The 14,517-nt window shown below is 47.6% G+C and carries 15 protein-coding genes; all 15 read right to left on the bottom strand.

Annotated features, from left to right (window positions below):
• Positions 1-2 precede the first annotated feature (2 nt).
• On the bottom strand, positions 3-461 hold the full coding sequence (gene fabZ / locus HPY31_RS05195) for a 3-hydroxyacyl-ACP dehydratase FabZ (protein WP_172139137.1): 459 nt from the start codon (positions 459-461) through the stop codon (positions 3-5).
• Between the two features lie 172 nt (positions 462-633).
• Positions 634-1,155, bottom strand: a complete 522-nt coding sequence (locus HPY31_RS05200) for a CDP-alcohol phosphatidyltransferase family protein (RefSeq protein ID WP_015893596.1) — start codon at positions 1,153-1,155, stop codon at positions 634-636.
• A 133-nt stretch (positions 1,156-1,288) separates the two neighbouring features.
• Complete coding sequence (locus tag HPY31_RS05205; RefSeq protein WP_015893597.1) at positions 1,289-1,543, bottom strand: DNA-directed RNA polymerase subunit beta; 255 nt, start codon at positions 1,541-1,543, stop codon at positions 1,289-1,291.
• A gap of 35 nt (positions 1,544-1,578) precedes the next feature.
• Positions 1,579-2,427, bottom strand: a complete 849-nt coding sequence (locus HPY31_RS05210) for a flagellar hook-basal body protein (protein WP_172139139.1) — start codon at positions 2,425-2,427, stop codon at positions 1,579-1,581.
• A 15-nt stretch (positions 2,428-2,442) separates the two neighbouring features.
• The gene (locus HPY31_RS05215) at positions 2,443-3,438 is read right to left on the bottom strand and encodes a flagellar hook-basal body protein (RefSeq protein WP_172139141.1); all 996 of its coding nucleotides are present in this window, start codon (positions 3,436-3,438) and stop codon (positions 2,443-2,445) included.
• Positions 3,439-3,445: 7 nt separating this feature from the next.
• On the bottom strand, positions 3,446-4,462 hold the full coding sequence (gene mreB / locus HPY31_RS05220; RefSeq protein WP_015893600.1) for a rod shape-determining protein: 1,017 nt from the start codon (positions 4,460-4,462) through the stop codon (positions 3,446-3,448).
• 81 nt (positions 4,463-4,543) lie between these two features.
• On the bottom strand, positions 4,544-4,828 hold the full coding sequence (spoIIID, locus tag HPY31_RS05225) for a sporulation transcriptional regulator SpoIIID (protein WP_003388385.1): 285 nt from the start codon (positions 4,826-4,828) through the stop codon (positions 4,544-4,546).
• Positions 4,829-5,008: 180 nt separating this feature from the next.
• Positions 5,009-5,743, bottom strand: a complete 735-nt coding sequence (locus HPY31_RS05230) for a M23 family metallopeptidase (protein ID WP_172139143.1) — start codon at positions 5,741-5,743, stop codon at positions 5,009-5,011.
• Positions 5,744-5,830: 87 nt separating this feature from the next.
• Entirely contained in the window at positions 5,831-6,847 is a 1,017-nt protein-coding gene (gene spoIID, locus HPY31_RS05235) for a stage II sporulation protein D (RefSeq protein ID WP_172139145.1), read from the bottom strand.
• 173 nt (positions 6,848-7,020) lie between these two features.
• On the bottom strand, positions 7,021-8,346 hold the full coding sequence (murA, locus tag HPY31_RS05240; protein WP_016740202.1) for a UDP-N-acetylglucosamine 1-carboxyvinyltransferase: 1,326 nt from the start codon (positions 8,344-8,346) through the stop codon (positions 7,021-7,023).
• An 18-nt stretch (positions 8,347-8,364) separates the two neighbouring features.
• Positions 8,365-9,108: a YwmB family TATA-box binding protein gene (locus HPY31_RS05245; RefSeq protein ID WP_172139147.1), complete on the bottom strand. Its 744-nt coding sequence runs from the start codon at positions 9,106-9,108 to the stop codon at positions 8,365-8,367.
• Between the two features lie 97 nt (positions 9,109-9,205).
• The gene (locus HPY31_RS05250) at positions 9,206-9,436 is read right to left on the bottom strand and encodes a DUF1146 family protein (protein ID WP_172139149.1); all 231 of its coding nucleotides are present in this window, start codon (positions 9,434-9,436) and stop codon (positions 9,206-9,208) included.
• 103 nt (positions 9,437-9,539) lie between these two features.
• Positions 9,540-11,072 carry an NADH-quinone oxidoreductase subunit NuoN gene (gene nuoN / locus HPY31_RS05255; protein WP_172139151.1) on the bottom strand — a complete coding sequence of 511 codons (1,533 nt, stop codon included), beginning with the start codon at positions 11,070-11,072 and terminating at the stop codon, positions 9,540-9,542.
• Positions 11,073-11,075: 3 nt separating this feature from the next.
• The gene (locus tag HPY31_RS05260; RefSeq protein ID WP_172139153.1) at positions 11,076-12,608 is read right to left on the bottom strand and encodes a complex I subunit 4 family protein; all 1,533 of its coding nucleotides are present in this window, start codon (positions 12,606-12,608) and stop codon (positions 11,076-11,078) included.
• Positions 12,601-14,514, bottom strand: a complete 1,914-nt coding sequence (gene nuoL / locus HPY31_RS05265) for an NADH-quinone oxidoreductase subunit L (RefSeq protein ID WP_172139155.1) — start codon at positions 14,512-14,514, stop codon at positions 12,601-12,603. The genes HPY31_RS05260 and nuoL overlap by 8 nt, the downstream gene beginning before the upstream one ends.
• Positions 14,515-14,517: the final 3 nt, after the last annotated feature.

A 14,517-nucleotide genomic window follows, 5' to 3' on the forward strand; every position in this document is an offset into this window, starting at 1 on the left:
GATCATGAATGTGCCTTATTTCCTGCCGTCAGGGCAAACATTAATCCACCCTCTGCTACTACTTTCCCATTTACCAGTGCTCTTCCATGCCCTTTGCCGACGGTACCACGTACACGAGTAAGCTCAACCTCTAGTACCAGCGTATCTCCCGGCTTCACCTGATCTTTGAAACGGAATTCATCAATGCCTGCAAACAGTCCGATTTTTCCTTGATGTTCCTCCATGCTGAGCATCGCTACTGCCCCAACCTGTGCCAACGCTTCCACAATAAGGACACCAGGCATGACTGGATAACCAGGAAAATGGCCTTGGAAAAACGGTTCATTTACCGTGACATTTTTAATTCCAACTGCTCTTTTCCCTAACTCCAGCTCTTCAATTTTGTCTACCAACAAAAACGGGTAACGGTGCGGGATAATTTCCTGAATTTGCATAATATCCAAAGGCGCTTTGATTTCCATTATGTATCGCTCCATTTCCATACTTAACTAGACTTGTCTATGCATGAATACCCTTTGACCAACGAAACAATATACATAACTCCCGCCCCAGTTAAACGGACAAGCGGGATTAAGATAAAAGGGGCACTTCCTCCCAAAAGCGGAAGTGCTCTTTTTCAACGTGCAGGAACCCTTACACGCGGTTCAATAATCGAGCCTTTGCCAGATAAATCGCACTCGCAATAAATGAGAACGCTATAACCGACCAAAGTATCGCTTCACTGTACTCATAACGATACATAACGAGCGGAATGACCAGATACAAAAGCACGGTTGTCAGCTTGCCATAGGCATTTGCCGGGACAGTTTTTTTGCCACGGAAATGGTAAACAGCTCCTGTTACTATCATGGCCAGATCGCGCACAAAGAAAAACAGGGCGGCCCATACACTGATTCGATCCGTCAAAAATAATGAGGCGATGACTGCCAGCATCATTAATTTATCTGCCAGAGGATCTAACATCATTCCGATGGTGGTCACAAGCTTATGCTTCCGCGCGATGTACCCGTCCGCAACATCGGTCACTCCCGCCAAAATCAAAATGCCTAAAGCGATTTCAACATGATACGGAAACTCCGAAAAAAAGACATACAGGTACAAAGGGATGAGCACGATGCGAAAGATCGTAAGCAAATTAGGAAGATTCACGGACATCATCCCTCCGTATTCAAATCGTCACTTCCTTTTTCAACCACTCGCCCTATTATACTCTGTGGACAAACACCACAACAAGTCCTCGAAAAAATAGGAGCCCCAACCATAGGTTCGGGCTTGTCCAGCTTCGTTTTTACGTATCTTCAAACATTAAATCCCACATATGTTTGTAGGTTCCTGGATCGAATACATCAGACATTGGCTTCTTGCCAACCCCACCGTATCCGATCATTAGACCAATGACCAGTGAGAAAAACAGCAGGAGTGGGACCAGCACCATCTTGGCAACTCTCAGCCGCCAATTTTTGCCGCTCCGTTCCCGCTCTCTTGCTTTTGACTTAACCTCTTCGGTCTGACGCGGGAAACGTTTGCTCTTCCCTTGTTCCATGCTCCTCTCCTCCGTCATGTTGAAATGATATGGGTTTATCTGCTTCTCAGTTGGTTGGCAATACCCATCATTTGATCACTGATGCCGATTGCACGTGAGTTCAATTGATACGCACGCTGAATGTTCACCAGTTGAGACATTTCTTCTGTCATGCTGACGTTGGAGCCTTCCAGTGCGCCTTGGCGAATTTTAGCGATACCTTCATTTATGGCGTTGACATATTTAGCATCTGGTTTAGTAGCCGTGTCAAGCTCAGCATCAAACAAATTTTTACCTACTTGCTCCAACTGATCTGGATTATTTACTTTCCAAACCTGAATGGTATTGATCGGATTCGGATTATCACCGACTACGATGCCACCATCAGAATTGATGGTAAAAGGCTTTGTTGGATCAGGGATCGTAATAGGTTCCCCATTATCTCCAATGAGAAAATCTCCATTAGAATTAGTTAAAACAAATTCTTTATTAGGATCAGTAGGATCAGCACCATACTCACTTAATTTAAAATTCCCGTCGCGAGTAAAATAGAACTTTTCTTCAAGGTTTCCATTTACCATGGTTCGACGGCTGACAGCAAAATATCCGTCGCCCTCAATCATCAAGTCAGTTGGTACATCAGTAACCTTGACTGCCCCTGGCGAGAGATCCAATTTGGACATGCCAAGGTGCGCACCGCTACCGATTCGAATCCCTTTAGGGGAATTTCGATTCACGTTGTCTTCTGCTGGCTGCTCGTTCATTGAATCGGAAAGTAGTTCAGAGAACGATGCGACTCGACGCTGATAACCAGCAGAATCTATGTTAGCAAGATTGTTTGCTGTGTTGTCCAATGCTTGCTGGATCCCACGCATGGCTGATGTAGAGATATTTAGTGATTGCATCCTTTTCCCCTCCTATTATCCGTTTACTCGACCAATTTCATTAGCAGCCTTGTCCAACGTACCATCGATCGTGGTAATTACTCTTTGGTTGGCTTCATAGGCTCGCAAAACACTCATCATGCTCGTCATCGTTTGCGCTGGATCTACATTGGAGCGTTCCCGCCATCCCTGTTGCGTTCCATAGCGTCCCTTAACTTTGGAAACATCGTAGTCTCCTCTAGTAAGGGCATCCTGGTCGTCTTGTTCCGCTGCTTGTATTCCCTGAATGGCAAAATCGCCTTCGTAGCGAAAGACGTTATTGCCTTCCCTCAACAGCTTAGAAGGGTCTGTAATAACATTCAATCCAAGCTCAATGTTCATATCATCGAGTATTGTTTCGCCTCTTCCACTGTCGAAGTACTCATTCCACAGCTTGCCTTTTTCATCAATCTTTACATTCTTGCCGGCATTTTCGTTAGGCTGTGCATTACTTGCATCGTTCGTATTGATTCTAATTGCTTGGTTCTGATTATCCAGCACATAATACCCTTCCGCATTCACCAGATAACCAGCGTTATTCACGCTCCAGTTGCCATTCCGCGTGTAGCGAATATCCTCTTCTTGCACAGGCTGAGCCAAATCCGCTTCATCAATCCGCGCCACACTGTAAAACAACCGCCGCTCATTGCCATTCTGATCTGGCTGGATATTGTCCATCAACGCAAGATCATACGGATTGCGTGTCTCTTCAATATCCCCCTGCGCAAAATTCGGTAGCGCCTCCGACATGTAAACCCCTGTGTTTAAACGCCCGATAATGGCAGGCTGTCCAGGCATAGTAGGGATGCCCGGAACATCCAGTCCCTCATGATCATTCATGCGCGAGAGCAATTGCTCTGGAAATGCACGCATGACACCCACGTCCTGCTTGAACCCGGGTGTATTGATATTTGCTAAATTGTTCGCCAGCGATTCTTGCCTGTTTTGCAAAGCCAGCATGCCAGATGCAGACGTATACAAGCCTCTGATCACGTAAATCTTACCCCCTGAATAATCGCTTATTCGAGTGAGCCGGCATCTTGTCCAAATAGTCCAGCATCATTCCTGTTCCTTTTGCAACGCACATCATTGGCTCGTCCGCTACCAGCACAGGAACCTTCAGCTCCTCTGCCAGAATCTCGTCAATACCGTGCAATAATGCGCCGCCACCGGTCAGGAAAACACCCTTATCAATTATATCGGCAGAAAGCTCCGGAGGTGTTCGTTCTAAAACAGATTTTGAAGCTTGTACAATTGCACTCACCGACTCAGCCAGGGCTTCCTGGACTTCATTGGAGCGAATGGTAATCGTTTGCGGCAAGCCGCTTACCATGTCTCGACCCCGAATGTCCATTTCGTCCTGGCGTCCGCCGGATACGGTTCCAATCTGAACCTTGATATCTTCAGCCGTACGCTCTCCAATTAGCAATTTGTATTTATTTTTTATGTAACGCATAATAGCCACATCGAATGTATCGCCTGCTATTTTAATGGAGGAAGACGTAACAATATCGCCCATCGACAATACCGCTACATCGGTCGTTCCCCCACCGATATCCACTACCATATTACCCGACGGCTGAAAAATGTCCATACCTGCCCCAACTGCGGCAACTTTCGGTTCTTCTTCAATAAATACTTCTCTTGCTCCACCGCTGCGCTCAGCCGCTTCACGAATTGCCTTTTGCTCAACAGAGGTGATGTTGGTCGGGCAGCAAATCAAAATGCGCGGACGGGCAAACATGCTTTTTCCACCAATTTTGTTTAAGAAGTGCTTCAGCATGGCCTCTGTGATTTCAAAATCCGCGATAACCCCTTCTCGCAAAGGTCGGATCGCTACGATATTTCCCGGGGTGCGGCCTACCATGCGATAGGCTTCATTTCCTACGGCCAAAACTTTTCTGGTTTTACTATCTATTGCCACGACAGATGGTTCGTCTAGGACAATTCCCTTGCCTTTTACAAAAACCAAGACATTGGCCGTGCCCAAGTCGATTCCGATATCTTTGCCAAACATGAAAGGTCCTCCCTGATTACCAGTTACATTTCTACCTAATATCATAGGCTCTTCTACGTGAGAGGACAAGGAAATTCTTTCTTACACACTCTCCTCCTGTTCTACTCGTACTTTTTTACTACGTCGTTTGTACTTAATTTTGGTCGCTTCGCCCCCACGAAGATGTCTGATGGCTTTGTGGTATTCCAAAATTTCCTTAACCTGGTTCGCCAACTCTGGATTTATCTCAGGCAGCCGCTCAGTCAAGTCCTTGTGCACAGTACTTTTCGAAACACCGAACTCTTTAGCGATCATCCGAACCGTATTTCTTGTCTCTACAATATATCGGCCGATTTTGATGGTCCGCTCTTTGATGTAGTCGTGCACATTACTCGCCTCCTTGTATCTACATTGTCTGATACAATATATGGGTGCGTAGGGACACATATTCTACGTTTCCAAGCCTGACAAGCCAGCACGGCCGCATCTTTTTTCAACAGTTTGTACTACATGCAAAAAAACACCTGCAATTGTTGTTGTTTGCAGGTGTTTTTCTACATTCATTGGTTATTGATTTTTTACTTCCGTATCAGCCTGAATCAAGTATTGCTCTGGATTGACAGGCTTGTTATCGATGCGAACTTCAAAGTGAAGATGTGCGCCAGCGTCTTTTTCAAAGGTGTTGCGTCCAGCAGACCCGATTACTTGACCTTGTGTCACTTCATCGCCTGGTTTGACTGTAACGCTTTCCATACTTTGATATACCGTAATCATTTTGCCAGCGTGCTCAATCTCAATCTCGTTGCCGACAAGTGGATCGTTCACCACTTTTACTACTTTACCCGCAAGAGCTGCAATGACATCAAAGCCCTTTCCATCCGTGGATACGAGGTCAATACCTGTGTGCGGATAGAAGGTGTTGTCGAAGCTTACCAATGCTTTTTGCTGATTTTCCTTGGAGGCTTTCTCATCGTAGTAGTTCATGCCCACATTGTACTGTACGCCTTTTCCTACTGGCCAAGCGAGTGGTTGTACGCCACTTGTAGCAGGTACCGCTTCTTCGTTTTGCGGTGTAGTCGTCTCAGGAGCTGTAGGAGTTGTCACTGCCACGCCATCCGTGCCATTCGTCATTTTGGATACCGTGTCCATGACATTGCCCTGATACCACATCACAAAAGCGAGAATGATTGCTGCGGTGCCGATGTAGATTGCAGGAAACGCCCATTTCTTGCCCAAAACTTTTTTCCAAGAACTTGCCTTCTTGAATGGAATCGGTTGATTTTGATTTTTTTGATCTTCCATTTTATTCATCACCTCATCCCTCAGTATCGCCAGAATTTTGGCGTATAAACCTGAGAGAGTAGGGAAAAGTAAAAATTTGCTTTTCTTTTAGGCGGAGATTACTCTTTTATACTCTTGCAGACTAACTCCTTGATAGAAGTGTTTGACGATTTGCTCCGCGCTTTTGCCGCTTTTGGCCATTCCATTTGCTCCCCACTGGCTCATCCCGACACCATGACCGTACCCTTTGGTCGTTATGAAGACCTGATTGCCACGCAAGTCCAACGTAAAGGAGGAAGAATTCAAATTGAGCTTTTCACGAAACTCTCGTCCAGTAAATTCCTTGCCGCCAATGCTGATAGTTCCTACGCGATTTCCGGTTGTACGCGATTCGATCCGATACCAGGAACCACTGGTAGAAGCCTCCTGCGTGAGCTTGACGCCCAAATTCTTTTCTAGCTCCACCGTGGACAGGACGACCGTTTCCTCATAACGAGGAGACTGAATATCCCAAGGACTCGCAACGCTCTTCAAATAAGGAATGGGCTTTTCCCAATATTCATCCGAGTTCTCTGTAAAACCATTACTGGTGGAGAAAAACGTCGCGTCAATTGGCTCATTCTGATAGGTCAAGATAACCCCTGCTGTCGCCCTCACTGCTTGCTGGATGCGTTTGTTTTTCCATTCGTACTGGTCTCCCCAACGTTCACGCCGCTGCTTTTCATCCATATAGACTTGATGCTGCACCGTATCCAAGACCTGACCGCCTGATGGCACATCATCAAACTTGCCCTCTTTTAAACGGCGCACGATATAGGTCCTGGCCGCTAACGCCTGTGCTTTTAAAGCCTCCAGCTCGAACTCGGCTGGCATTTCCGCCGCTACGACTCCCGTAATATACGTTTCTAGCGGCAATGTTTCCACGGCCTTCTTTTCTGTACGGTACACCTTAACCGGCAGAGTGGAAGCTGATTCCTTCATCGCCGGTATGGCAGGCTCCGGGACGGCCACAGTAGGCTGACTGACAGGGCTTATTTCTGGTGAAAACCAAAAGACCAGAGCAGCAGGCATGAGGACGAGCAAGATCGGCAAAGCAATAAACCACATGAGTAGATAGCGTTTCATGCAAGAGATCCTCCCCGTTACGTACTAGACACGAAAAGTCTTAAATAACCTACTAAAGTCTATGTCCTGCAACAGAGCGGTAGAACGAGAGAATGAGAGAGTCGAGAGAACGAAAAAAAGACCCCCTGCATACGCAGAGAATCTTTCGTTTTGCCATATGGTTGACGCATTTATCAAGCAAAATTAGGAGAGAAGCTTACTTTGATGGTTTCGGAAACTGCTTTTTCACGAGCCTTTTCTTCTGGAACCACGCGTTCTACATCTGCTCCCAAAGCCAGCAGCTTTTCCGTAAAGTTCACGTAGCCACGGTCAATATGGTGCAGGGCAGAAACCTCAGTCTCTCCCTCCGATACGAGCCCAGCCAGTACAAGTGCTGCACCCGCACGCAAGTCAGTTGCTGCTACCTTGCTGCCTGTCAGCTTGGAACCGCCTTCGACGATGGCACTGCGGCCTTCGATCTTGATGTTTGCATTCATGCGACGGAACTCTTCCACGTGCATGAAGCGGTTCTCAAATACTGTTTCGGTCACAATGCTCGTTCCTTCTGAAACAAGCAAAAGCGCCATCATTTGCGACTGCATATCCGTCGGGAAGCCAGGGTATGGCAGCGTTTTGAGGTCAACTGCTTTCAGTGGGCCTGTGCGGCGTACACGAATGCCGTTTTCTTGCTCCTCAATATCTACGCCCATTTCACGAAGCTTGGCGGTCACGGATTTGAGATGATCGCAAATCGCACCTTCCACAAAGACATCCCCACCAGTAATCGCTGCAGCCACCATGAAAGTACCTGCTTCAATGCGGTCAGGAATGACACAATGTGTGCAGCCCTTCATCTTTTCCACGCCTTCGATGCGGATTGAACCTGTACCCGCACCGCGGATTTTTGCTCCCATTCTGTTCAGGAAGTTCGCCAAATCAACGATCTCCGGCTCTTCTGCCGCATTTTCGATCAATGTGGTTCCCTCTGCCAAAGCAGCGGCCATCATAATATTTTCTGTTGCACCGACGCTAGCGATATCCAGGTAGATTTTCGCACCCTTCAATCGTCCTTCTACCGTCGCTTCAATAAACCCTTGTCCGATTTCGATTTTGGCTCCCATAGCCTCAAACCCTTTTAGGTGCTGGTCGATCGGGCGTGTACCGATAGCACATCCACCCGGAAGAGCGACACGAGCTTGTCCTTTTCTGGCTAAAAGCGGCCCCATCACGAGGAAAGATGCGCGCATTTTGCGGACCAGTTCATAGGACGCTTCTACACTCGTAAGCTTGGAAGCATCGATCGTCAGCACTTCATGATCATATGTAAGGGAGATTCCCATCGATTTCAAAAGGTCGCATATCGTCCGGACATCGTCGAGGCCTGGTACGTCTGAGATGACGCAAGTCCCTTCTTCTGCCAAGATAGATGCTGCAATAATAGGGAGTACGGCATTTTTGGCGCCAGATACTTTTACATTTCCAGCCAATGCCTTACCACCACGGACAATAATTTTATCCAATGTGTACCCCTCCGCGTGCTAATATTCCACAGTGATGATTGGTGTACCTACCGTAATCCATGTTCCAGAATGGCTGTCACGATGCGTAGCCACCTGTAGATTCATCTTTTGACCGTTTAACGCGATGAATGATTCCCACATAGGGGTATACCCTGAAATGCTGACAACCGTCTCATCTTGCAAACGTTCTAATTCTGTTGCCTGGAGAGTACCAAAAATCGACAATATTTTACCCTCCTGTTGGTCAACACCCATCTTAACATTGTACAATCCGCGAATACAAGTGCTAATTTGCGGAATAAAGTCGGCGCTTTGTAGGGCATTCGTGAAGGTTTCCTGTACTTGTCCAATATATAGTAGCGAATCACGGTTTCCAGATAACTGAAGTACTAGATATACAGAAAATGCTCCATTTTTAGGCACTCCTGTCACCTCGTAGCTCAGATCCACGCCGTTTTGTGTGTATGTAGTCCTATATGCGAGTATGTTGTGTTTACGCGATTGTTCGCTTGGGGAAAACGGAATCTCAAGTTGTTGTGCCCATTTCGTCGCCAACTCTTTTACTTGTTCAGGAAGCAAGCCTTCTCCCATCGCCGTACGCATACGTACCTGAACCGATACACCCGTTGCGCCCGACTCTTCTAGTGCTTTCATCATTTCTGTCACAACCGGCTTTTCTTCCTTTGCTTCTGCAGGCATCCAATACACGGCCCCCATCACGAGCAATAGAGCCAGCACGCACCAACCAGACCATTTCCCCATTGATATCCTCTCCCTATGCTTACATGTATCTCTTTGTACTTCTCATTTTGTACATGTAGCTGGGTGGATATACCAGCGAATCGTCGTCTTTGGGTATTTAGTTGAACAAATTCCCGAATGTCAGGGACCAGCCCAAGTAATCAAGGAAAAAGCGGGACACTTCATATCCAATCACAATGGAAAGAATAATTTGCAACAGCTTCGCCTGAGCACCATTTGGCTTTTTCAAAATCTTATCGAAGCGGAAGGATTGCAACGCCCACCAAGCGAGCCCAATAAACGCAATCGATAAAATGATGCTCAACAAGCCATATACTTCTTGTGACATGCTCGTTACCTCCTCATTGCCCAACCGAGAATCATAGAAAAAGGACGGCCCGATCACGAGCCATCCCTTCTATTGTACCTGAAGTGCTATTCAGTTACGAGTATCACTGAGCGCTGGGAGAGAGCATGTTCCCAAAATCAAAGGACGGATTGAAATGAATCTGGATATAGTCGGTGACCAGACCCGGGAAAGCACCGAAGAATACGGTAGCGATTGCCATGATGAGAATAAACGTCCAAATACCTTTTGGCACAACCATCGGTGCTTCGGTTGTCCCAGGACGCATGTACATTTGACGAATAATCCCAAAGTAGTAGTAGTAGGAAATGACGCTGGTGATGATCATAATGGCCGCCAGCCAGTAGTTTTCTACCACTAATGTACCCATGAACAGATAGAACTTCCCGAAGAAGCCAACCGTAATCGGGATACCTGCCAAGGACAAGAGGAAGATGCTCATCGCAATGGCCATCACTGGTGAGCGATGATACAATCCGGCGAATCCTTTCAAATCCTCTGTCTCTTGCTCACGAGATACAACCATAATCACAGCGAAAGCCCCAAAGCTGACCAGCAAGTAACCGAACAGATAGAAGATTACCTCGCTGAAAAAGAGAGAGGTCGGCGGTACAAACGGCACGAGCAAATAGCCCGCTTGCGCAATACCTGAATAAGCCATCATACGCTTGACGTTTGTCTGCCTGAGCGCCATCGTGTTCCCAATAATCATCGAGGCGGCTGCCATCAACCCCAGATAGAGGCTTCCCTCTTCGAAAAAGAACCGTCCTGATCCCGTTCCATCGGAAACGTTGAAAAACGAGATCATCATCACGCGAAAGATCAGCGCGAACCCTGCTGCTTTTGACACAACTGCCAGGAATGCAGTGACCGGGGTAGGAGCACCCTGATAGACATCTGGCGCCCACATGTGGTTAGGCGCTGCGGATATTTTGAATGCAAGACCTACTGCGAGAAATGCAAACGCCGTATAGACGAGGAACTGATAGCCCGCCATTCCCGCTTCAGCCAACCGGAATGAGATTTCATAAATATGTGTGGTTCCCGCAAGTCCGTATACGTACGACATCCCAAACAGGAGCACAGCCGTGGCAATACTTCCCGAAACGACGTATTTGAACGCCGACTCGTTGGAAAGCCGCGATTTTTTTCGCAATCCGACCAGTACATAGGATGAGAGAGACAATAGCTCCAGTCCCACGAACAAGGTAATCAAGTCAGCCGACGAAGCCATGACCATAGCTCCGAGAAGCCCGGTCAGCAGCAAATAGTAGTACTCGCCTCTGTGCTGGACTTCTCCTGCTTTCAGATAGGACAACGAGATGAGAATGGCAAAAGCTGTCCCTGCTAGGAAAATCAGCTTGAACGCATTACCGTAATCATCGATCCGGATCATGTCGATCATGTAGCTGTATGGCTTATCGAGAGCATTCATATTGACAAACACAAAGATCGCCGCTATGACCGTTCCCAGGAAGGATAGCCAACCGATGACCTGCTTGCCAAGGCGCTTGCCCGCAAAAAGGTCCAGCAGTGATAAAAAGGTCGCAAAGCCAAGAATGATAAACTCGGGCAGAAGGTAGCTCCAGTCATATGAGAAAATATCTTTAACCTCCATGGATTACCCTCCTATTCCCGTTACGATAGGTACGATCGTTTTCAGCGCCTGCTGCATCGGATTCCCCAGAACTGCCGGATAAACCCCGATGAGAATAATACAACCCAATAGGACTACCATCGGAATGACCTCCATCGGCTGTGCATCAGCAAGTCCTGTACATCTACCCGGAATAGGGCCAAAAGTCGTTTTCAAGATCGCTCTGAGTAAATAAGCCGCGGTGAGGACAATCCCGATCGCTCCCACTGCTGCCATTACTGGCAAACGACCAAACAGACCGAGGAAGGCAAAGAACTCACTAATGAATCCGGACATGCCCGGAAGTCCGAGTGAAGCCATCCCGCCTGCCAACAACACGCCGCTGACAAACGGCATGGATTTGGCTAAACCGCCCAAATCGTCGAGCATCGATGTCTGCGTCCGATCCCAAATGACACCGATCAAGAAGAAGAGCAGTGCTGAGATAAAGCCGTGCGATACCACCTGGAACATCGCGCCCTGAAACCCGATCGTGTTCATCGATGCGAAACCGAGCAAGACGATACCCATATGGCTGATACTGGAGTAAGCCAGCACCATTTTTAAATCCTTTTGTACGAAGGCCAACACAGCCCCATACAAAATGTTGATAATCCCCAAAACGGCTATCCACGTAGAGAAGTCATAGGCCTGCTCTGGGAAGAAGCCGATTCCCATCCGCAAAAGACCGTACGCCCCCATCTTCAGCAAAATACCGGAGTGAATCATGACGATAGAAGGTGGAGCCTGTACGTGAACGCGTAGCATCCACGTATGGAACGGAAATACTGGCAGCTTGATCGCAAAAGCGATAAATAGCACCAGGAAGATGCCAAAACGCATTTCCGGCGTAAGGATTTCGGTTATCGGATGCCCTGGTGTTGTCAGGATCGCCGTTATTTCATCGATATTGAGCGTCCGCATGATGACAAAGATCACGATGAAAGCCAGCAGCATGATCCCTGAACCGATTCCGTTATACAACAGGAATTTGTTCGCTGCTTGTTCGCGCTCTCCATATCCCCAAATCCCGATGAGGAAGTACATCGGTACAAGTGTCAGCTCAAAGAAAATGAAGAACAAAAACAGATTGTCTGCAGCAAAGACTCCCAACATACCGATCAACAGCAGGTGAAACAGGATAAAATACTCCTTCTGCCTCTTCTTGATCTGCCACGAAGCAATTGCTGCGAGAGTACCGATAATCGCCGTCAGCAAAATCAATGGCATCGAAATACCATCTATACCGAGTTCATAGTTGATCTCAAAAGCAAAGACTGTACCTGCCTGAGCCATTCCAATCGGAATCGAAATCCAACTGTGCTTTTCTACGAACTGCAGATTGGCTGTCTCGTAATTAAACATGCCGAACATCCAACCTGCCAAGATAAGTGCCGGCAACGTTCCATAAATCCCGACCTGCTTGATCACACCTGCATGTCGACTGGGGATAAAAGCCATGACGATAATCGCCAGCAGCGGAGAGAACACCAGTGATGACAAAAGGATATTACCCAAAGAGTCCACCTCCCTTGGCCGTCAAACTGATGGCGATGATCAATAGTAACAGACCGAATATGACCATTGCCCCATAGGACTGAATCTGTCCACTTTGTACTCTTGCGTGCAAGGATCCGATTCCTTGGGTAATTTTTGCTGTCAATCCAACCAAACCATCCACAATGTACTTATCAAATACATCCAGGACGAATCCAATCCAGCCAAGTGGACGAACAATGACGTTGTGATACAGCTCATCGATGTAGTACTTCTTGTATGAGAGCTGATAGAGCCAAGGCATTGTTTCTGGAATCGTGTCCGAGGAGATGGATTTCTTGCCGTACATCAGATAAGCCAACACGACTCCGAGAATAGAGATCAACAGTGCCACAATCTGCAACCAAGCTGCCGCGTGCTCACTGCCTTCCCCAAATATGCTCGTGATCGCCGTCCCTGTTTGCGTTGCCAACAACCAATCAGAGAGTAATGGCGCGTACGGTGTATTCACAAAGCCCGCAACAACCGCAAGCAATGCCAAGACCAAGAGCGGGCCTGTCATGACTCCTGGAGATTCGTGCGCTTCGTGCTTGCCACGTGCCTTCCCTGCAAATGTCAGGAAGAACAGACGGAACATATAGAATGCGGTAAAAAATGCTGCGAGCAGCGCGATGAACAGTAAATCGTAGCGATGCGCTCCGTAAACAGCCCCCAAAATCGCTTCTTTCGACCAGAAACCAGCGAACGGAAAGATCCCCGCAATCGCCAAGCAACCGATTAAGAAAGTCAAAGCGGTAATCGGCATCTTTTTCCACAAGCCACCCATTTCGAATACATTCTGCGTATGTACGGCATGGATGACACTACCTGCTCCAAGGAAGAGCAATGCTTTGAAAAACGCGTGCGTCATCAAATGGAAGGAACCTGCTACATAACCAGCAGCTCCGGCTACACCCAATGCCAGCATCATGTATCCGAGCTGACTGACTGTGGAATAAGCCAAGACACGCTTGATATCCCGTTGGGTCAGGCCGATCGAAGCTGCAAATATGGCGGTGAATCCTCCTACATACGCCACAACTGTCAAAGCCGTATCGGATGCGATAAACAACGGATAGGTAGCAGCGACCAAATAAACACCAGCCGCGACCATCGTTGCCGCGTGAATTAATGCAGACACAGGTGTTGGACCTTCCATGGCATCAGGTAACCACGTATGAAGCGGAAATTGACCTGATTTTCCCATGGCTCCAATGAAAATGAGGATCGCCGCGAGCGTAATCATCCATGGTTCCAATCGTCCGAGTGCGATACTCTCAAAAATCGCCCCGTACTCGAAGCTTCCGGTCCACCAGAACAACAGACATATCCCGATGAACAGACCCAGATCCCCGATGCGTGTAACGATAAAAGCCTTTTTGGCAGCCGCTTTTGCCTCATTCTTGAAGTAGTAGTAGCCAACGAGCAGGAAGGAGCATACCCCGACCAGCTCCCAGAAAATATATACTTGCAACAAATTTGGCGAGATGACTAGTCCCAGCATAGAGAACGTGAACAGCGCCAGGTATTGATAAAACACTGGAAAGCGTTCATCCCCATGCATGTAGCCTTTGGAATAGATTTGGACCAACAGACTGACCAATGTCACAATGACGAGCATCATGGCATTTAGTGGATTCACTTCAAATCCCATGTTGATCACGATATCGCCGATATGCAGCCAATCAATCACATAATTGTAATCAGTTCCCCCACCCTGGAATCTCTCCCAGAAGATGAGCACTGCGATTCCAAAAGAAACAGCCGTCAGGGTAATGCCCACTATGGCCGCTCCTTCTTTCAATTGGCGACCAAATGAGACGATCACGATGAAAGCAAGAAGCGGAAACAGAGGGATCAGCCAGGCATAGTGCATTAGAGTATCCATCTT

This window comes from Brevibacillus sp. HB1.3, from assembly GCF_013186635.1.
Lineage (GTDB): Bacteria > Bacillota > Bacilli > Brevibacillales > Brevibacillaceae > Brevibacillus > Brevibacillus brevis_D.